This is a genomic window from Streptomyces krungchingensis, assembly GCF_054729265.1.
In genome coordinates this window covers 5931294-5951041 of sequence record NZ_JBPUKY010000001.1, presented here as the reverse complement: position 1 = coordinate 5951041, position 19748 = coordinate 5931294, and the positions used below count along the sequence as shown (strand labels likewise).

The following is a 19748-nucleotide window of genomic DNA, read 5'->3' as shown; positions in this document are numbered from 1 at the left end:
TCCGGGCGTGCGCGGGACGGTGCGCTTCCGTGTTCACGTGGCTGTTGCACGGAAGGGGTGCGCGATCAACGCCCCTTCCTGACAATGGATTTCAGTGCGCGGACATATGCCGCTCGGCGCCCGGACGACGGGTGCCGTGTGACCGTGTGACGCGCCGGCAGGTCCGCCGTGCCCTCCCCCGGCCCGGCACCCACGCATCTCCCGCTCGTCGACCGGAGGTGCCGTTGTCATGCGTAAAGCCGATCTACTCGCGTCCCTCGTCGTGTTCCTCGTCGCGTTGCCCCTGTGCGTGGGGGTCGCCATGGCCTCCGGTGTGCCCGCCGAACTGGGGCTGGTCACCGGGATCGTCGGCGGGCTGGTGGCCGGGGCGTTGCCCGGGAGCAGCCTCCAGGTGAGCGGGCCCGCCGCCGGGTTGACCGTCCTGGTGTACGAGGCGGTGCGTGCGTACGGCGTGGAGGCGCTGGGCGTGCTGGTGCTCGCGGCCGGGCTGGTGCAGCTCGCGCTCGGAGTGCTGCGGCTCGGACGGTGGTTCCGGGCCGTGTCCGTGGCCGTGGTGCACGGCATGCTCGCCGGGATCGGGCTCGTCCTGATCGCCGGCCAGGTGTACGCGATGGGTGACGCGACCGCGCCCGGCAGCGGGCTCGGGAAGATCGCCGGTCTGGTGTCGCTGGCGGGTGACGCGGACCCGGTGGCGCTGGCGGTCGGCGGCGCCACCGTGGCCGTACTCCTGCTGTGGCCGCGATGGCGGCGAGGGGCACGCCTGGTGCCGGCGCCGCTCGTGGCGGTGGCGCTCGCCTCACTCGCGACCGGGCTGTTCGACCTGTCGGTGCGGCGCGTCGAGGTGCGTGGCCTGCTCGATGCCGTACGCCCGCCGTCCGCCGACGATCTGGGGCGGCTCACGGAAGTGGGCGTGATCGGGACGGTGCTGGCGTTCGCGCTGATCGCCTCGGCGGAGTCCCTGTTCAGCGCGGCGGCCGTGGACCGGCTGCACCGGGGGCCGCGCACCGACTACGACCGTGAGCTGATCGCCCAGGGCGCGGGCAACACCGTGTGCGGCATGCTCGGGGCGCTGCCGATGACCGCGGTGATCGTGCGGAGCGCGGCGAACGTCCGGGCCGGGGCGCGGACCAAGGCCTCGCGGGTGCTGCACGGGGTGTGGCTGCTGCTCTTCACGGCCGTGGTGCCGGGAGTGCTCGGCGTGATCCCGGTGGCCGCGCTGGCCGGGCTGCTGGTGCACGCGGGCTGCAAGCTCGTGCCGGTGCGGGAACTGCGGCCGCTGTGGCGGGCGCACCGCGGCGAACTGGTGGTGCTCACGGTGACGGCCGTGGCCATCGTGGCCGGGAACCTCTTCGAGGGCGTGCTGGCCGGGCTGGCGCTCGCGGTGGCGAAGACGGCGTGGGACATCAGCCATGTGCACGTGGAGACGGAGGACCGCGGGGCCGCGGGCATCGTCGTACGGGTCGTCGGCAACGCCACCTTCCTGAGGCTGCCGAAGCTGCTCGACGCGTTGGAGGCGCTGCCTCACGACCGCGACGTACGGCTGGAGTTGGGCGGACTCCGGCATGTGGACCACGCGTGTGCGGCGGCCCTGGAGGGCTGGGCCGCCGGGCGGGATCACGAGCGGGTGGCCACCAGCAGGTCCACGACGTAGGTCTCCTCCACGATTCCGTCCGGGAAGAGGGGCAGGAGGTGGTTGCGCTCCTCGGCGAGGAACGCCCGGGTGGCCTCCTCGCCGAGGACCAGGAACGCCGAGTGGCTGCCGAGGTTGGCGAGATGCGTGTCGAGGGGGACGCGGCGGCTCCAGCGGACCTGGCGGCGGTCGAATTCCAGCCGCCGGCTCGGGTCGGCGGCGAGCGCGGCGGCGGCCCGGGCGCCGCTGCCGCTCTTCTCCACGACCGGGTCGATGCCGAAGTGCCGCTGGACGCGTTCGGCCTCCTCGGCGATCCACCCGACGTCCAGGGCGTCGGTGTTCCACCACAGGGCGAGGGCGCCGCCCGGACGCAGGACACGCAGCGCCTCGGGCACCGAATGGGCCGGATCGGTCCAGTGCCAGGCCTGGGCGTAGGTGAGGAAGTCGACGGAGGCGTCGGCCAGCGGGAGGGCGTCGCCGGTGCCCCGGACGATCGGTACGCCGGGCAGGGTGCGGCGGAACTGCGCGGTCATGCCCTCGCCGGGCTCCACGGCGAGCACGTCCGCGCCCCGCGCGTGCAGGAGCGCCGTCGCGATACCGGTGCCCGCACCCACGTCGACGACCCTCGCACCCGCGAGCGGGCGGGACGCCAGGTCCTCGATCGCGTCGAAGAGCGCCGGCGGGTAGGAGGGGCGGTTCGCGGCGTACTGGGCCGCGGCGGCGTTGAAGGAGTGGGCTCGGGTGGCGTGCGAGGACGCGGAGGCGGAAGCGGTCATGTGTCCATGGTGGCGGGTGGTACGAGCCGGGGGCAGGGGGCCTCGGTGGGTGCCCCTGGCTGAGCGCCGCCGCCTGCCGCCCGGTACGTGTCACGAGGGACGCCGCCTGCCGTCCGGTACGTGTCACGAGGGACGCCGCCTGCCGTCCGGTACGTGTCCCCGGGGGACGCCTCCGGGTTCCGGCTCGGCCCGCCGCGGCTGCGGACCGCGCCCGGGCGGGCCCGGCGCCTCGGCAGCCCGGCGTCACGCCACGACCGGCACGTCGGCAGCCCGGCACGTACGGGGTCCAGGAGTGGGCCCGGCCTCGGGGGCCGCGCTCTCGTTCCCGCGTCGCCCTGGAACCACGGTCAGGCACCACGGACGAACCCGACCCCGAGGACCCCGACCCCGACCCCGGTCCCGGGCCAGGAGTCAGGAGCGTCGGCCCCGCTTCTTCGACGGGTTGCCCGTGCGGCGCTTGCTGCGCCGCTCGTACTGCTGCCGTGCCTCCTCGTACTCCTCGCGGTGCAGGCGCTCGCCCGGGGCCTCGGTGAGGGAGCGGAAGAAGTAGGCGAAGAGGGAGCCGATGAAGCCGATGGCCAGCAGACCGCGGAGCGACGCCTGGCGCTCGGCGTCGGGGCGTTTGGCGAACGAGTCCCAGGTGTGCCGGAACGCGAGCGCGCTGCACACCGCGAACATCACCACGATCAGCACGGTCACCGGCTTGCCGACGTCCGCGATAGCGAGGCCCTGGTAGGCGAAGCGGAGCACGAAGCAGGAGGCCACCGCGGCGGCCAGCGACCCCACGGCGACACCGATCCGGCGGCCCGCGTAGCCGCCCTCGTGCGCCACCCAGGTCGTCCCGAAGAAACGCAGGGGCTCGGGCTGGGGGCCTGCCGGGGTGCCGGTCTCTGTCTCGTCGCTCACCCGACGATTATCGCTCCGGCGCTCCGGAGCGGGATTCCCGGCCGTCGTCGGACGACGGCCGGGACCGTCCTCGGTCAGGAGCAGCGCGGGGCGACGTATCCGTCGCTGCCGGTCTTCACGTACGCGTCCGCGACGAACTGCGCGTTGGCGATGTTGTCCCAGATCTTCGACGTCCCGTACGGGCCGGTGACCGTCTCGCCCGGGCACTGGCAGCGGATCGGGATGCTGGAGCCCGCCGGCAGGGTGCGGACGACGCTGTAGTGGGTGCCCGGGCCGCTGCGGACGTTGACGCTGTACCCCGGTGCGAGCGGGTACGTCCGCGCCGCCTCGGCGCTCAGTGTCCCGGCGCTCAGAGCCTCGGCGTCCGCCGTGTCCCCCGCGCCCGTGATCTCGATGTCCTCCGTGGCCATGCTGGCCTCCCCCCGTGAATGGTTCACGCCAAGTTCATGCTGAGCGCCGAGGCTAGCAAGCCGCCGAGGTTTCGCACGAAGCATCGACTAGGCTCTGCGCGTCGCGCGTGCGGACGAACACACGGGGGTGAGTGATGCCGCCACGGCGCAGCACCGGTACGGACGCGGAAGCGGAACATCCGCGGTACGCCGGGCAGTACCTGCTGGAGGCGGAACTCGGATCCGGTGGCATGGGCATCGTGCATCTCGCGCGGTCCGCCTCCGGGCTACGGCTCGCGGTCAAGGTCGTCCATGCCGAGTTCGCTCAAGACCCGGAATTCCGGGGGCGGTTCAGGCAAGAGGTCGCGGCGGCCCGACGGGTCAGCGGCGCCTTCACCGCGCCCGTGGTGGACGCGGATCCGGAGGCCGGACACCCCTGGATGGCCACCCTGTTCATCCCCGGGCCGACCCTTGCCGAGCATGTGAAGCGGAACGGCGCGCTGCCGCCCGCCCGGCTGCGCCATCTGATGGCCGGGCTGGCCGAGGCGCTGCGCGACATCCATCGGGCCGGTGTCGTGCACCGCGACCTCAAGCCGAGCAACGTGCTGCTGGCGGGCGACGGCCCCAAGGTCATCGACTTCGGCATCTCCCGGCCCTCGGACAGCGAGTTGCGCACCGAGACGGGCAAGTTGATCGGCACGCCGCCGTTCATGGCTCCCGAGCAGTTCCGCAGGCCACGGCAGGTCGGACCGGCCGCCGACGTCTTCGCGCTGGGCTCGGTGATCGTGCACGCGGCCACCGGGAGCGGGCCCTTCGACTCGGACAGTCCGTATCTCGTCGCGTATCAAGTCGTCCACGACGAGCCGGACTTGACAGGAGTGCCGGAGGACATCGCCGGCCTGGTCTCGCGGTGCCTTGCCAAGGAGCCCGAGGACCGGCCCACGCCGGACGAGCTGATGACCGCGCTGCGTTCGGTGTCGGCCTCGTACGACACCCAGGCGTTCATACCCGAACAGCGCACCCGGAACGGGGAGTCGGCGCGGCACGGGCAGGAGGAACGGGCGGACGCACCGCCCCCCGCGGCCGCCTCGCCGTGGACCGACCCGACGGCCGACGACGCGAGTCCCGCGTCCGGGAGCGGGCCGGTGTCCGGAGCCCGGAGCGGTCCGGCGCCCGACGCCGGGAGCGGAGCGGCGGCCGACGACGAGACGCACGCGCGCGGGAGCGGTTCGGCGCGTCCCGGGGCACCGAAGCCCGAGAACGGGCCCGCGCAGCCCGGGCCGGCAGGGACGGCAGGGGCGCCTGGCACGTCCCGGGCGGAGACCGGCTCGGCCGCGCCGCGGTCGGCCCGACGGCGTCGGCTCCTCGCCCTGGCGGCGGCCGGGCTCGCGTTGGCCGTCGGTGCCACGGTCCTCCTCGCCGGATCGGACGACCCGGCGCCGCGGAAGAAGGACACCCGGCAACGGTCGGCGAGCTCCTTCCGGCCGTGGGAGGTCGAGCTGACCGCACGGGACGCCGAGGCCACCGGCCAGCCGCACTGCACGTACACACCCCAGACCCTGTACTGCATCAGGCCCGGTGTGCTGGCCGCCGCCGTCGACGCGACGGACGGACGGGTGCTGTGGTCCCGGGACGACACCGCCCGACGGGGCACCGACGTCGCCCAGGAGCCGGTCCTCTCCGGCGGGCTCCTGCACGTCCTCAGCCGGGGCGGCAAGCAGTTGTCGGCGCTCGACCCGGCCACGGGCAGGACCCGCTGGAGCCGCGACGTCACCCGCTACGAGGGGCGCGTCGCGCACGCCGGTGGTGTCGTCCTGCTCACCGGTCCCGACTCCCGGGTCACCGCACTCGACGCGGCGACCGGGAAGGAGAAGTGGCAGCACACCCTCCCGGGACTGACGATGCCGAGTTTCTCCTCGTACGGGGACGGAGTCGCCTACGCGGTGACGGCGGCCGGGAAGGAGACCCGGGTGGCCGCGGTCGACCCGCAGACCGGTGCCATGAGCTGGCAGCGGCACCTGGCCGGGGCGCTGAGCATCGTGGGCGCGCACGACGGGGCGGTGTGGTTCACCTCGACGGCCACCGACAGCTACACCGACGCCGTCGTCCGCTACGACGTCGCCCGCCGCACGGCCGAGCGGGTCGCGCTGCGCTTCCCGCTGCCCGGCGCGCAGGCCGCCGTGGCGGGCGACACCGTCTATCTGCTGGCCGACGGCGGCGCGCTGGTGGCCGTCGACACCAGGACGTCGAAGCAGCTGTGGCGGGCGGAGACGTCCGTCAGCTGGGCGTCCGCGCCTGTCGTGGCCGGGCACCGGCTGTACCTGAGCGCCGTGGACGGCAGGCTCCTCGCGGTCGACACGGCGCGCGGCACCCTGCTCGGCCAGACGAAGGCCCGCCTGGGCGACCGGCGGGGCTCCCTCGTCAATGTGCTTCCCCCTCCGGTCGCCGCTCCGGGCCGGGTCTACGGGACCGCCCCCGACGGCTCGCTGTTCGCGGTCGACGCCCGCGATCCGTCGGCGTGGTGACGTACGAGCCCAGGGGTTCCGACTCGGCCACCTCGTGACGCCCCTCTCGCCCGGGCGTGCGTGAGGGGAAAGCGAAGGGGCCGCTCCCGAAGGAACGGCCCCTCGCACGGCTGTCGGTCGGGGCGGCCTTCGTGGCCGCCGGCCGGGCTCAGCCCAGCTTCGAGACGTCGCGCACCGCGCCCTTGTCCGCGCTGGTCGCCATCGCGGCGTAGGCGCGCAGGGCGGCGGAGACCTTGCGGTCGCGGTTCGCGGGGGCGTACACGCCGTTCAGGGCCTCGCGGCGGGCGTCCAGCTCCTCGTCCGCCACCAGCAGGTCGATCGAGCGGTTCGGGATGTCGATGCGGATGCGGTCGCCGTCCCGCACCAGGGCGATGGTGCCGCCCGCGGCCGCCTCCGGGGAGGCGTGGCCGATGGACAGGCCCGAGGTGCCGCCGGAGAAGCGGCCGTCGGTGACCAGGGCGCAGGTCTTGCCCAGGCCGCGGCCCTTCAGGTACGAGGTCGGGTACAGCATCTCCTGCATGCCCGGGCCGCCCTTGGGGCCCTCGTAGCGGATGACGACGACGTCGCCGTCCTTGACCTGCTGGGTGAGGATCTTCTGGACGGCCTCCTCCTGCGACTCGCAGACGACCGCCGGGCCCTCGAAGGTCCAGATGGACTCGTCGACACCGGCCGTCTTCACGACGCAGCCGTCGACGGCGAGGTTGCCCGTGAGGACCGCCAGGCCGCCGTCCTTGGAGTACGCGTGCTCGGCGGAGCGGATGCAGCCGCCCTCGGCGTCCTCGTCGAGGGCCTCCCAGCGCTCGGACTGGGAGAAGGCCTCGGCGGAGCGGACGCAGCCGGGGGCCGCGTGCCACATTTCGACCGCCTCGGCGGACGGGGAGCCGCCGCGCACGTCCCACGTCTTGAGCCAGTCGGCCAGGGACGGGCTGTGCACGGCGTGCACGTCCTCGTTCAGCAGGCCCGCGCGGTGCAGTTCGCCCAGCAGCGCGGGGATGCCGCCGGCGCGGTGCACGTCCTCCATGTAGTACGTGCGGTCCTTCGCCACGTTCGGGGCGACCTTGGCGAGACAGGGCACACGGCGCGAGACCTCGTTGATCTCCTCCAGGCCGAAGGGGACGCCCGCCTCCTGCGCCGCCGCCAGCAGGTGCAGGATCGTGTTGGTCGAGCCGCCCATCGCGATGTCGAGGGCCATCGCGTTCTCGAAGGCCGCGAAGGTGGCGACGTTGCGCGGCAGGACCGTCTCGTCGTCCTGCTCGTAGTAGCGGCGGGTGATGTCCATGACCGTGCGGGCGGCGTTCTCGTACAGCGCCTTGCGGGCGGTGTGCGTGGCCAGGACCGAGCCGTTGCCCGGGAGGGAGAGGCCGATCGCCTCGGTCAGGCAGTTCATCGAGTTGGCGGTGAACATGCCGGAACACGAGCCGCAGGTCGGGCAGGCGTTCTCCTCGATGCGGAGGATGTCCTCGTCCGAGATCTTGTCGTTCACGGCGTCGGAGATCGCGTCGACCAGGTCGAGCGTGCGGACCGTGCCGTCGACGAGGGTGGCGCGGCCGGACTCCATCGGGCCGCCGGAGACGAAGACCGTCGGGATGTTCAGCCGCAGGGCGGCGTTCAGCATGCCCGGGGTGATCTTGTCGCAGTTGGAGATGCAGATCAGCGCGTCGGCGCAGTGGGCCTCGACCATGTACTCGACGCTGTCGGCGATCAGGTCGCGGGAGGGCAGGCTGTAGAGCATGCCGCCGTGGCCCATGGCGATGCCGTCGTCGACGGCGATCGTGTTGAACTCGCGCGGGATGCCGCCCGCCTCCCTGATCGCCTCGCTGACGATCCGGCCGACCGGCTGGAGGTGGGTGTGGCCCGGCACGAACTCCGTGAAGGAGTTGGCGACCGCGATGATCGGCTTCCGCCCGATGTCCGCGCCCGGTACACCGGAGGCGCGCATAAGGGCGCGGGCGCCCGCCATGTTGCGGCCGTGGGTGACTGTGCGGGACCTCAGCTCGGGCATCGTCGCTCGCTCCTTCGGAGAGTAATGACTGGGTCGAGCGTACGCCGGTGCTCCAGGATCCGGACATGCGGTCCGAAATACGGGACGCACATCTCGGTCGCCGGCCGCACGCCGGCCGACGGGTTCGGACATCGGCGTACGTCGAGTGAAACAGCGGTACGCCGCCCGGGGGGCCGATCGCTCAGGGGTTCGTCAAGTGTCCCTGGACCACCGGTGCCACCCGCGCCACGATCCGCTCCAGGTCGGCCGACGCCAGGGGCTCGATCTTGATCACGTAGCGCAGCATCGCGATGCCGACGAGCTGGGCGGCGGCGAGCTCGGCGCGCAGCTCGGCGTCGGGGAGGTCGAGCTGCTGGACGATGCGGCGCAGCAGCTGCGCGGCCACGAGGCGGCGGAAGACGGCGGCGGCCGCTTCGTTGTTCACGGCGGAACGCACGATCGCGAGGAGCGGGGTGCGGGTGGCCGGGTTCTCCCAGACACCGAACACGAAGCGGGTGAGCCGTTCGCCGACGCCGTCGAGGGGGCCGTCCGCGATGGCGGCCGGAGCGGCCAGGGCGGGCGCGAAGGCGACCTCGATGGCCGCCTCGAAGACCTGCTCCTTGGTGCCGAAGTAGTGGTGCACGAGCGCGGAGTCCACCCCGGCGGCCTTCGCGATGCCCCGGACCGAGGCCTTCTCGTAGCCGCGCTCGGAGAACTCGGCGCGGGCCGCCTCCAGGATCTGGTCGCGGGTGGCGGGGGCGGCCTGGGTCTGCGTGCGGGAGGGGCGCCCCCGGCCGCGGCGGGGCGTGGCGTCCGTCACCGGCGGGGCACCTTCACCGCGGAGGCGAGGTGGAGCCGGGTGAAGGCCAGGGCCTCGGCCAGGTCGGCCTCGCGCTCGGCGCCGGACATCGCGCGGCGGGTGTTGACCTCGATGACGACGTGGCCGTCGAACCCGGACAGCGCGAGGCGTTCGAGCAGCTCCGCGCAGGGCTGGGTGCCGCGGCCCGGGACCAGGTGCTCGTCCTTGTTGGAGCCGTTGCCGTCGGCGAGGTGGACGTGGCCGAGGCGGTCGGCCATGCGGTCGATCATCTGCAGGGCGTCGGTGCGGGCCGTCGCGGTGTGGCTGAGGTCGATCGTGAAGTGCCGGTAGTCGTCCTTCGTCACGTCCCACTCGGGGGCGTACGCGAGCATCTCGCGGTCGCGGTAGCGCCAGGGGTACATGTTCTCGACGGCGAACCGTACGTCCGTCTCGTGCGCCATCCGCCAGATCCCGCTGACGAAGTCGCGCGCGTACTGGCGCTGCCAGCGGAACGGGGGGTGCACCACGACGGTCGACGCGCCCAGCTTCTCCGCCGCCGCGCGGGCGCGCTGGAGCTTGACCCACGGGTCGGTGGACCACACCCGCTGGGTGATCAGCAGACAGGGGGCGTGTACGGCGAGGATCGGGATCTGGTGGTAGTCGCTGAGCCTGCGCAGTGCCTCGATGTCCTGGCTGACCGGGTCGGTCCACACCATGACCTCGACTCCGTCGTAGCCGAGGCGTGCGGCGATCTCGAAGGCCGTCGCCGTCGACTCCGGATACACGGAGGCCGTGGACAACGCGACCTTCGCATCCGGGATGCGCACGACTGGTTCTGCCACGAGGGACAGAGTACGGGTTGGCTCCGGCCGGGGGCCGTGGGTGGTGGGCTTCCGGCCGGGGGCGTCAGGGGCTGTGGCCCGTGGTCTCCCGGCCTTTTCGCGCCGGGGGTGGGCTGTGTCACGTGGTGGGGGTCTCGGTGGTGCGGGGGTGTTTTGTCCTGTTTTTGGGGTCGGGGCTCCGGGGCGGTTCGTCCGGTTCCCGGGGGCGGGTGGGTGAGCGCGGGTTGCGACCACCCCGCCAGGCGCGCGGGGAACTGCGCGCCCGGCCCCCGCCGTGCCGCGGTCACCCCGCGTCGCCACCCGCCACGGCGTGCCCGCCCCACCGGGCGTGGTGCTGCTCCCCGCGCCTCCGGGTGGGGTGGTTTCGGCGGGCACCGGCCCGTGCGAGTTGTGTGTGGCTGGGCGCGCAGTTCCCCGCGCCCCTGGGTCCGCCGCCCCTGGGCCGTGCTCACCCGTGACCGCCGGGTGCCGCTGGGTGCGCAGTTCCTCGCGCCCCTAGGCCCGCCGGACCTCGACCGTGCTCACCCGGAACCGCCGGGTGCCGCCGGGTGCGCAGTTCCCCGCGCCCCTAGGCCCGCCGGACCCCGACGGTGCTCACCCGACACCGCCGGGTGCCGCTCGCGCCGCTGGAGGCCGCCGGGTGGGGGCTACTCCGAGGGCATGTGGTCCAGGCGGCGGAGGATGACGCCCTCTCGGAGGGCCCAGGGGCAGACCTCCAGGGTTTCGACGCCGAAGAGATCCATCGCGCCCTCGGCGACGAGCGCACCCGCGAGGAGCTGGCCCGAGCGGCCGGGGGAGACGCCCGGGAGCTCCGCGCGCTCCTCCCCGGTCATCGAGGCGAGACGCGGCACCCAGTCCTCCAGGGCCCGCCGCTTCAGCTCGCGCTGGACGTAGAGGCCCTCCGTGGAGCGCGCGGCGCCGGCGATGCGGGCCAGCTGCTTGAACGTCTTGGAGGTGGCGACCACATGGTCGGGGGCGCCGAAGCGGCTGAACTCTCCGACCGTGCGGGCGATCTGCGCCCGCACGTGGCGGCGCAGCGCCTTCACGTCGGCCGGATCGGCCGGGTCGGTGGGCAGCCAGCCGGCGGTGAGCCGCCCCGCGCCGAGCGGCAGGGACACGGCCGCGTCCGGCTCCTCGTCCATGCCGTACGCGATCTCCAGGGAGCCGCCGCCGATGTCGAGGACGAGGAGCTTGCCCGCGGACCAGCCGAACCAGCGGCGGGCGGCGAGGAAGGTGAGCCTGGCCTCCTCCTCGCCGGTCAGGACCTGGAGCTCGACGCCGGTCTCGGCCTGCACCCGGGCCAGGACGTCGTCGGCGTTGCGCGCCTCGCGGACCGCGGACGTGGCGAAGGGCAGCAGCGCCTCGACGCCCTTGTCCTCGGCGGCCTCCAACGCGTCCTGGACCGTTTCGACCAGTTTGTCGACACCCGCGGGGTCGATCGCCCCGCTCCCGTCGAGCAGTTGGGCGAGCCGCAGGTCGGCCTTGTGCGAGTGCGCGGGCAGCGGGCGGGCGCCGGGGTGGGCGTCCACCACCAGCAGATGCACCGTGTTCGAACCCACGTCGAGGACACCGAGTCTCATATACGGAACGCTACTGCCCCCACGGCCGTCGGCCGTCCCCGGAGCGGGCAGAAGCGACTTACCCTGGACGGGTGCCAAAGACGAAAAAGGCGAAGCCCGACAAATCAGCCAAGGGTTCTTCGCAGACGAAGGCGCCCAAGCCCAAGAAGTCCCCGACGAAGGCCGCCGTGTCCGACGAGAAGGGACTCGACTTCGCTCGCGCATGGGTGGAATTTCCTGATCCCGCCGATGACGAGCAGGTCTTCCGGTGCGATCTGACATGGCTGACCTCTCGCTGGAACTGCATCTTCGGAAGCGGCTGCCAGGGCATCCAGGCGGGCCGCGCCGACGACGGCTGCTGCACGCTGGGGGCGCACTTCTCGGACGAGGACGACGAGAAGCGGGTGGCCGAGCACGTGGCGCGCCTCACGCCGGACATCTGGCAGCACCATGACGTGGGCACGAAGACCGGCTGGGTCTCCGAGGACGAGGACGGCGACCGCCAGACGCGCCCGTACCAGGGCTCGTGCATCTTCCAGAACCGTCCGGGCTTCGCGGGCGGCGCGGGCTGCTCGCTGCACATCCTCGCCCTGAAGGAGGGCCGGGAACCGCTGGAGACCAAGCCGGACGTCTGCTGGCAGCTGCCGGTCCGCCGGACGTACGAGTGGATCGACCGGCCCGACGACACCCGGGTGCTCCAGGTCTCCATCGGCGAGTACGACCGCCGCGGCTGGGGCCCCGGCGGCCACGACCTGCACTGGTGGTGCACCTCGGCGACCTCCGCGCACGGCGCGGGCGACCCGGTGTACGTGTCGTACCGCCCGGAGCTGATCGAGCTCATGGGCAAGGCGGGGTACGACCGCCTCGTCGAGCTCTGCGAGGAGCGGCTGGCGTCGCAGCTGCCGCTGCTGGCACCGCACCCGGCGGACCCGACGGCCTGAGACGGGGCGCGGGGCGCGTCCACGCCCGCGGGCACGGCGGGCCGGGACGACAGGGCCGCAGAGCGTCCGCGCCCGGTGCGCCGGGCCCGGACGTCGGCCCCGGGACCGTATGGTCACGTAGCCCTACGACGACGGGGTCGGCGCGCCGCTGTCGCTCGGCGGCGGCGTCGAGCCGCCCGGGTCCGACGGCGTCGGCTCGGTGGGCGTCGGGGAGGTCGTCGGGTCGGACGGCGTCGGCGACGGGTCGGGGCCGGACGGCGGCGGGGTCGAGCCGGGGTCGGTCGGGACCGGGTCGCTGGGCGTCGGCGCCGGGTCGTGGCCCCCGGGACCGGAGGGCCCCGCGTTGCCGTAGCCGGCGATCGTGACCACGGCACCCGCGGGGGCCATCGCCACCTGCGCGCTCCAGTGGCCGACCGGCTCCCGGAGATGATCGACGTACACCTTGACCGTCACCGACTCGCCCGGGTCGAGGGTCCCCGCGGACTGGCTCAGGTAGAGCCACGAGGCTCCGGTGCGGGCGGACCAGTGGACCGGCGAACTCCCGGAGGCGGTCAGCGTGATGAGGGTGGTGTCCCCGCTGTTGCCCGCCGTCACGGCGAGCTGCCCGGCGCCCTGCCCCGGGGTGCTTCCGGGGGCGCTGACGACCTCCACGGAGACGTCCGGCGAGCGGCTGCCCTTGGTGAAGCGCGCGTCGGGCCGGGCGCTGGCGTTGCCCGCGTTCTCGTAGCCGCCCGACCCGTCGCCCTCCATGCCGTCGGGGCCGTGCGCCTCGCTCGCGGTGACCGGGCGGCCGTCGGTCCCCTCACCGGTGAGGGGCGCGCCCCGGTAGGCCGCCCAGAGGGCGAGCACCGGTGCGGCGACGACGGTGGCGACGACCGTCGTCGTGACGGCACGGGCGCGGAGCCGGTCCCGGCGGGCCGCGTGATCCTTGGGGTCCATCGGGAAGCCGCGCCGGTCGAAGCGCGGCGCGCCGCTCCGCGCGCGCGGAGCATGGGCCATCGCGGTGTGCAGCGCCCGGCGGGGCGCCTCCAGGACGGGCAGGGCGGCGGGGGTGACGCTGGTGCCGGGCCAGGCGCCGGGGACCGCGCGCTCGGCGGTGCGGCGGCAGCGGGGGCAGTCGTCGACGTGCCGGACCAGCTCGCAGCGCAGGGCGGCGCTCAGGACGAGCTGGTTGTCGCCGGTGAGGCGGGCGACGCCGGGGCAGGCGCCGGTCTCGACGACGGCGAGCGCGGCGCGGGTGCGTTCGACCTCGCAGGCGGCGGAGGCGAGCAGCTCGCGGGCGGCGGCGAGGTCCATGCCGAGGACGGCGGCGACCTCGTGGGCGGCGAGCTGGTGACGCACGGCGAGTTCGAGCGCCTCGCGCTGCTCGGGAGTGGTACCGGCGGCCTCCGGCCAGGCGAGCAGGGCGAGTTCGCCCTGGCGCCGCGCCCTGACCTCCTCGGACACGGTGGCGCTCAGCACCTCGGCCGCGCGCCGGTCGGCGGCGTCCTGGTGCGACCGGTGGGCCGCGCGCCGCCCGGAGGCGTGCGCAGCCTGGCGTCTGCGCCGGGCTTCGGTGAGCTTGCGCAGACAGGACCAGCGGGCCAGCGCGTACAGCCAGGCGCGGCGGTCGGCCGCGGACTCGGGGCCGCGCGGGCTCCGGCGCTCGGCCAGCGCGAGGACGTCGCCGAGGGCGGCGGTGGCCGAGTCGTGGTCGCACAGCACGCTCAGGCAGTAGGTGAACAGGCCGTCCAGGTACGGTTCGTAGCGCGCGGGAGGACGCTGGGCGAGGGTGCGGGCGCTCGCGCCACGGGGCGCCGCCACCCGCTTGCGGGCGGGTCCGTGCGCCCGGTGTGCGCCGGTGGTGTGCGTGGTGGTCTCCGGACTGCTGCTCATCACCCGTGCGACCGTAGGCGCCCTGAGGTGGCCCCTTCCTCCCCCTTGAGCACATTTAATCCGTACGGGTGAAACGATCCCTCAATCGGGTACACGAACCTCCGATCCCGTGGCCCAGGCCGTCACGGGCGGCGATGGCAGGCCATGGCAGATACCCCCGCGGGGTGCGCCGGCGGACCGGGAGGCGCCGGCCCGGCGAACGCCCCGGCCGAGCGCCTGCTCACCGCCCCGGCCCCGCCTCCCGGCCTTCCCCACCGGTCGGGGCCGGGGTGTCAGTGGGCTCGGTTACGGTTCCGTCATGGCTGCCCGTACGAAAACCGCGAAGGACCGGCCGTCCTACCGCTGCACCGAGTGCGGCTGGCAGACGGCCAAGTGGCTCGGCCGCTGCCCCGAGTGCCAGGCATGGGGGACGGTCGAGGAGTACGGCGCGCCTGCCGTGCGCACCACGGCGCCGGGCCGCGTCACCACCTCCGCGGTACCGATCGGGCAGGTCGACGGCCGTCAGGCCACCGCCCGCTCCACCGGCGTGCCCGAGCTGGACCGGGTCCTCGGCGGAGGCCTGGTGCCCGGCGCGGTCGTCCTGGTCGCGGGCGAGCCCGGCGTCGGCAAGTCCACCCTCCTGCTCGACGTCGCCGCGAAGTCGGCCAGCGACGAGCACCGCACGCTGTATGTGACCGGCGAGGAGTCGGCGAGCCAGGTCCGGCTGCGCGCCGACCGCATCAAGGCGATCGACGACCACCTCTATCTCGCCGCGGAGACCGATCTGGCCGCCGTCCTCGGCCACTTGGACGCGGTGAAGCCGTCCCTGCTCATCATGGACTCCGTGCAGACCGTCGCCTCCCCGGAGATCGACGGCGCCCCCGGTGGCATGGCGCAGGTGCGCGAGGTCGCCGGGGCGCTCATCCGCGCCTCCAAGGAGCGGGGCATGTCCACCCTCCTCGTGGGCCATGTCACCAAGGACGGCGCCATCGCGGGCCCCCGCCTGCTCGAACACCTCGTGGACGTCGTGCTGCACTTCGAGGGCGACCGGCACGCCCGCCTCCGGCTCGTCCGCGGAGTGAAGAACCGGTACGGGACGACGGACGAGGTCGGCTGCTTCGAGCTGCACGACGAGGGCATCACGGGCCTCGCGGACCCCTCCGGCCTGTTCCTGACGCGCCGCGACGAGCCGGTGCCCGGGACCTGCCTCACGGTGACGCTCGAAGGCCGCCGCCCCCTGGTCGCCGAAGTGCAGGCGCTCACCGTGGACTCGCAGATCCCCTCCCCGCGCCGGACGACGTCCGGCCTGGAGACCTCCCGGGTCTCGATGATGCTCGCCGTCCTGGAGCAGCGCGGACGGATCAGCGCCCTCGGCAAGCGGGACATCTACTCGGCGACGGTCGGCGGCGTGAAGCTCTCCGAGCCCGCCGCGGACCTCGCGATCGCGCTCGCGCTGGCCTCGGCCGCCAGTGACACCCCGCTTCCCAAGAACCTCGTGGCGATCGGCGAGGTGGGGCTCGCGGGCGAGGTCAGACGGGTCACGGGCGTCCAGCGCAGGCTCGCCGAAGCGCACCGCCTGGGCTTCACGCACGCCCTCGTACCGACCGACCCGGGCAAGATCCCTCCCGGTATGAAGGTCCTGGAAGTCGCGGACATGGGCGACGCGCTGCGGGTCCTTCCTCGCTCCCGTCGTCGAGAGGCCCCACGGGAGGAGGAAGAGCGCCGGTAGACTTTGCCCTGGTCTCGCCCGTCCGTACGAACCGAGGGCGACCGGAAACCTGCGACCGGAGGAGTGCAGTGGCAGCCAACGACCGGGCAGCAGCTCCCGGAAAGTCCGGTGGGAGCTCCGGTGCCGATGGCCTGATGCGCGCCTCACTGAGCGCCGTGGCACCCGGCACGGCCCTGCGCGACGGGCTCGAGCGGATTCTCCGCGGCAACACGGGCGGACTCATCGTGCTGGGCTCCGACAAGACCGTCGAAGCGATGTGTACGGGCGGTTTTGTCCTGGATGTCGAGTTCACCGCCACGCGGCTGCGCGAACTGTGCAAGCTCGACGGCGGCATCGTCCTCGACAAGGACATCACCAAGATCCTCCGGGCGGGCGTGCAGCTGGTGCCCGACCCGACGATCCCCACGGAGGAGACGGGCACGCGGCACCGCACCGCGGACCGGGTGAGCAAGCAGGTCGGCTTCCCCGTCGTCTCGGTCTCCCAGTCGATGCGCCTGATCGCGCTGTACGTCGACGGTCAGCGCCGGGTCCTGGAGGACTCCGCCGCGATCCTCTCCCGCGCCAACCAGGCGCTCGCGACCCTGGAGCGCTACAAGCTCCGCCTCGACGAGGTCGCGGGCACGCTGTCCGCGCTGGAGATCGAGGACCTGGTCACCGTCCGGGACGTCTCGGCGGTCGCCCAGCGTCTGGAGATGGTCCGCCGCATCGCCACCGAGATCGCCGAGTACGTGGTCGAACTGGGCACCGACGGGCGCCTTCTCGCGCTCCAGCTGGACGAGTTGATCGCGGGCGTGGAGCCCGAGCGCGAGCTCGTCGTACGGGACTACGTGCCGGAGCCGACCGCCAAGCGCTCCCGCACGGTCGACGAGGCACTGTCCGAACTGGACGCGCTGACCCACGCGGAGCTCCTCGAACTCTCCACCGTGGCGAGGGCGTTGGGTTACACCGGCTCCCCCGAGGCGCTGGACTCCGCGGTCTCGCCGCGCGGCTTCCGGCTGCTCGCGAAGGTGCCCCGGCTGCCCGGCGCGATCATCGACCGCCTCGTCGAGCACTTCGGCGGGCTGCAGAAGCTGCTCGCGGCCAGCGTGGACGACCTGCAGACGGTCGACGGCGTGGGCGAGGCGCGGGCGCGCAGCGTCCGCGAGGGCCTGTCCCGCCTGGCCGAGTCGTCGATCCTGGAGCGGTACGTCTAGCCGGTCCGGCGGATCGCCGGGCCCTCGGCCCTCCGGCTCCGCACTGCTCGCGCCGGCCCCCTCCGCTCGGACCACGGGCCGAGCCCCGGGCCTGGGCGCCCTGCCCGGGACCTGAGCGCCCGGGACCTGAGCGCTCGGGATCTGAGCGCCCGGGATCTGAGCGCCCGGGTCCGGCGCGCGAACCCGGCGCAGCTCGTGGGGGCGACAGGCGGGCAGGACATGACTCGCGGGCCGGCTCCCCGGCTCGGCCGCGGTTCCTGGCTCGGCGCACAGCTCCTTGTCCGGCGCACCGCCAGGCGCGGTTCCTCGGCTCGGCGCACCGCCCGGGCGTCGCGCCCGGGTCCGGCACTCACGCCGAGCTCCGGGCCCAGCCCTCGCTCCGTCCTCGTCCAGCCCTCGTTCAGCCCTCGCTCAATCCTTGGCCAGGACGAACGACGTCTGCGCCTTGGCCAGTCCGGGCGCCTTCGCCTCCACCAGGTACGTGCCCGCGGACGCCGAACCCGCCGGAGGCGTGGCGCACTCGGGCGCGCTGGCCTTGCGGTCCCACTTCACCTTGTAGATCACCTGGTCGTCGGCGGGCACGCGGTACAGCTCGCTGCCGCCGCCCTTCGGGCAGTCGTCCGAGGACCAGATGTCGTCGTCGCTCCCGGCCTGAGTGATCGTCAGCACGGTTTTCTCGGGGCCGAGATCGAGCTTGCAGGCGCTGCCCGAGGAGTTCTTGGCGATGAGATCGATCGTGGGGGTCTCGTCGGGGGCGTAGCTGTTGTGCTCGCTGTGCAGCGTCAACTTCACATTGCCGGGAGTGCAGTTGGGGAGGGTGGAGCCGGCCGGGAGCCGGTCCCCCGACCCGCCGCCGTTCTTGGACCCGTCGTCCGAGCCGCCTCCGGTCCCGCCGCCGCTCTCCTCGGAACCGCCGGAACCGGCACCGCCGGCGGAGCCGCCGCCGCTCGCGTCGCCGTCACCGTCGCCGTCGCCACCCTCGTCGCCGCCGCTGCCGCTGCCGCTCGACTCGTCGCGCCCGCCCGGGTGTTGGCTGATCGCGGGACCCGAACCGGAGGGGCCGGGAGTGATGGTGGGCGCGGGGTTCTTGCCGTTGGACCCGCCGTTGTCGTGCTGTCCGCCTCCGCCGCCGGAACCGACCACCCACACGATGAGGAGCGCCAACAGCGCGACCACAGACAGCAGAACGGCCCTCCGACGCCAGTAGATGGTGGAGGGAAGCGGCCCGACAGGATTGCGCAGAGATCCCACGGCGCAAACTGTACGAGAGATCGGCGCCGCGACTTGCCGCACCCGCCGCCCTGTCGGCAACTTTTCCGGATCATCATCCCGGGACATGGCGAGTTTTCACCCCCTCCGCCCCCACCCGTCCGGTACCTGCGGACTTCGCGCCCGGACACCGTGACGGGCCGGACGGGCCCGCGCTCAATCGCCGGACGGGCTGCAAAGATCTGGCAGGATCGACAGAGCCATGACTGCACCCACCAAACCCACCCAGAACGCCTCCGGCGAGACGCTCCACGCACCCGTCATCGCCTGGTTCGACGAGCACGCCCGTGACCTCCCGTGGCGGCGCCCCGACGCCGGTCCCTGGGGAGTGATGGTCAGCGAGTTCATGCTCCAGCAGACCCCGGTCAACCGCGTACTCCCCGTGTACGAGCAGTGGCTGGCCCGCTGGCCCCGCCCCGCCGACCTGGCGAAGGAGGCCCCGGGAGAGGCCGTCCGCGCCTGGGGCCGGCTCGGCTACCCACGGCGCGCGCTGCGCCTGCACGGCGCCGCGGTGGCCATAACGGAGCGGCACGGCGGCGACGTACCGGCGGAGCACGCCCAGCTGCTGGCACTGCCCGGCATCGGGGAGTACACGGCGGCGGCGGTCGCGTCCTTCGCCTACGGCCAGCGGCACGCCGTGCTGGACACGAATGTGCGACGGGTGTTCGCGCGGGCCGTCACCGGCGTCCAGTACCCGCCGAACGCCACCACCGCGGCCGAGCGCAAGCTCGCGCGGGCGCTGCTGCCCGAGGACGAGCACACGGCGTCGCGCTGGGCCGCCGCCTCCATGGAACTCGGCGCGCTCGTCTGCACGGCGAAGAACGAGACCTGTCACCGCTGCCCCATCGCCTCGCAGTGCGCGTGGCAGCTGGCGGGCAAGCCGGAGCACGAGGGCCCGCCGCGGCGCGGCCAGACGTACGCCGGCACGGACCGGCAGGTGCGCGGAAAGCTGCTCGCCGTGCTGCGGGAAGCGGTCGTGCCCGTGCCGCAGGCGGCACTTGACCGTGTGTGGGGCGAACCGGTGCAGCGGGCACGCGCGCTCGACGGGCTCGTCGCCGACGGACTGGTGGAGCCGCTCCCCGGTGCTCTGTATCGACTCCCTCTGACGTAGCAAAAGCATCCAAAACAGGACCAGTACGGGCAGAAAGCAGCCTCTCTCTTACCCCGCGCCTACATCCGTTACACAACCGACGGACAGCCGATTGCTTGCCGCAGGCTGTCTCGGACAACCCCGTGACAACGCCTCCGTAGCTTCATTGCCGTACCGCAGGAGCGGCCGCACAGACCGCGGCACGCCGACGGTGCGACAGCAGACGGACAACCGGCAGCAGGCAGGTCGGAAACGGGGATGGAGG

At 73.5% G+C, this 19748-nt stretch carries 15 protein-coding genes; 6 read left to right on the top strand and 9 right to left on the bottom strand.

From position 1 onward, the window contains the following. Nucleotides 1–229 precede the first annotated feature (229 nt). Complete coding sequence (locus ACSYGO_RS26190; protein WP_460387823.1) at nucleotides 230–1651, top strand: SulP family inorganic anion transporter; 1422 nt, start codon at nucleotides 230–232, stop codon at nucleotides 1649–1651. Here ACSYGO_RS26190 and ACSYGO_RS26185 read toward each other — a convergent pair. The 3 genes from ACSYGO_RS26185 to ACSYGO_RS26175 form a co-directional block, all read right to left on the bottom strand. Next, the gene (locus ACSYGO_RS26185) at nucleotides 1615–2406 is read right to left on the bottom strand and encodes a class I SAM-dependent methyltransferase (protein ID WP_432189161.1); all 792 of its coding nucleotides are present in this window, start codon (nucleotides 2404–2406) and stop codon (nucleotides 1615–1617) included. The two genes, ACSYGO_RS26190 and ACSYGO_RS26185, sit on opposite strands and share 37 nt — an antisense overlap. A gap of 411 nt (nucleotides 2407–2817) precedes the next feature. Next, complete coding sequence (locus ACSYGO_RS26180) at nucleotides 2818–3312, bottom strand: EamA/RhaT family transporter (protein WP_426679940.1); 495 nt, start codon at nucleotides 3310–3312, stop codon at nucleotides 2818–2820. Nucleotides 3313–3386: 74 nt separating this feature from the next. Next, on the bottom strand, nucleotides 3387–3722 hold the full coding sequence (locus ACSYGO_RS26175) for a peptidase (protein WP_426679939.1): 336 nt from the start codon (nucleotides 3720–3722) through the stop codon (nucleotides 3387–3389). 134 nt (nucleotides 3723–3856) lie between these two features. Here ACSYGO_RS26175 and ACSYGO_RS26170 point away from each other — a divergent pair, with 134 nt between their 5' ends. After that, nucleotides 3857–6226 (top strand): serine/threonine-protein kinase, encoded by a 2370-nt coding sequence (locus ACSYGO_RS26170; protein ID WP_460387820.1) that lies wholly within the window; start codon nucleotides 3857–3859, stop codon nucleotides 6224–6226. A 148-nt stretch (nucleotides 6227–6374) separates the two neighbouring features. Here the strand turns inward: ACSYGO_RS26170 and ilvD are convergent, their stop codons facing one another. The 4 genes from ilvD to ACSYGO_RS26150 form a co-directional block, all read right to left on the bottom strand. Next, complete coding sequence (ilvD, locus tag ACSYGO_RS26165) at nucleotides 6375–8228, bottom strand: dihydroxy-acid dehydratase (protein WP_426679937.1); 1854 nt, start codon at nucleotides 8226–8228, stop codon at nucleotides 6375–6377. A gap of 181 nt (nucleotides 8229–8409) precedes the next feature. Beyond that, complete coding sequence (locus ACSYGO_RS26160) at nucleotides 8410–9027, bottom strand: TetR/AcrR family transcriptional regulator (protein ID WP_359491829.1); 618 nt, start codon at nucleotides 9025–9027, stop codon at nucleotides 8410–8412. Beyond that, on the bottom strand, nucleotides 9024–9848 hold the full coding sequence (locus ACSYGO_RS26155; RefSeq protein ID WP_028799027.1) for a sugar phosphate isomerase/epimerase family protein: 825 nt from the start codon (nucleotides 9846–9848) through the stop codon (nucleotides 9024–9026). The genes ACSYGO_RS26160 and ACSYGO_RS26155 overlap by 4 nt, the downstream gene beginning before the upstream one ends. A 647-nt stretch (nucleotides 9849–10495) precedes the next feature. Then, nucleotides 10496–11428, bottom strand: coding sequence for a Ppx/GppA family phosphatase (locus ACSYGO_RS26150; RefSeq protein WP_095935764.1), 933 nt, complete (start codon nucleotides 11426–11428; stop codon nucleotides 10496–10498). Between the two features lie 71 nt (nucleotides 11429–11499). Here ACSYGO_RS26150 and ACSYGO_RS26145 point away from each other — a divergent pair, with 71 nt between their 5' ends. After that, the gene (locus ACSYGO_RS26145; protein WP_426679935.1) at nucleotides 11500–12348 is read left to right on the top strand and encodes a hypothetical protein; all 849 of its coding nucleotides are present in this window, start codon (nucleotides 11500–11502) and stop codon (nucleotides 12346–12348) included. Nucleotides 12349–12471: 123 nt separating this feature from the next. Here ACSYGO_RS26145 and ACSYGO_RS26140 read toward each other — a convergent pair whose 3' ends face one another. Beyond that, nucleotides 12472–14223, bottom strand: coding sequence for a BACON domain-containing protein (locus ACSYGO_RS26140; RefSeq protein ID WP_426679934.1), 1752 nt, complete (start codon nucleotides 14221–14223; stop codon nucleotides 12472–12474). Between the two features lie 298 nt (nucleotides 14224–14521). On the opposite strand from ACSYGO_RS26140, the gene radA reads away from it, so the two are divergent. Beyond that, a complete protein-coding gene (gene radA / locus ACSYGO_RS26135; protein WP_426679933.1) occupies nucleotides 14522–15931 on the top strand; it encodes a DNA repair protein RadA in 1410 nt (469 codons plus the stop codon). Nucleotides 15932–15999: 68 nt separating this feature from the next. Further along, nucleotides 16000–17124, top strand: coding sequence for a DNA integrity scanning diadenylate cyclase DisA (gene disA, locus ACSYGO_RS26130; RefSeq protein WP_095935760.1), 1125 nt, complete (start codon nucleotides 16000–16002; stop codon nucleotides 17122–17124). A gap of 411 nt (nucleotides 17125–17535) precedes the next feature. Here the strand turns inward: disA and ACSYGO_RS26125 are convergent, their stop codons facing one another. Continuing rightward, on the bottom strand, nucleotides 17536–18375 hold the full coding sequence (locus ACSYGO_RS26125) for a hypothetical protein (protein ID WP_460387817.1): 840 nt from the start codon (nucleotides 18373–18375) through the stop codon (nucleotides 17536–17538). Between the two features lie 220 nt (nucleotides 18376–18595). On the opposite strand from ACSYGO_RS26125, the gene ACSYGO_RS26120 reads away from it, so the two are divergent. After that, nucleotides 18596–19504 carry an HhH-GPD family protein gene (locus tag ACSYGO_RS26120; protein WP_426679931.1) on the top strand — a complete coding sequence of 303 codons (909 nt, stop codon included), beginning with the start codon at nucleotides 18596–18598 and terminating at the stop codon, nucleotides 19502–19504. Nucleotides 19505–19748: the final 244 nt, after the last annotated feature.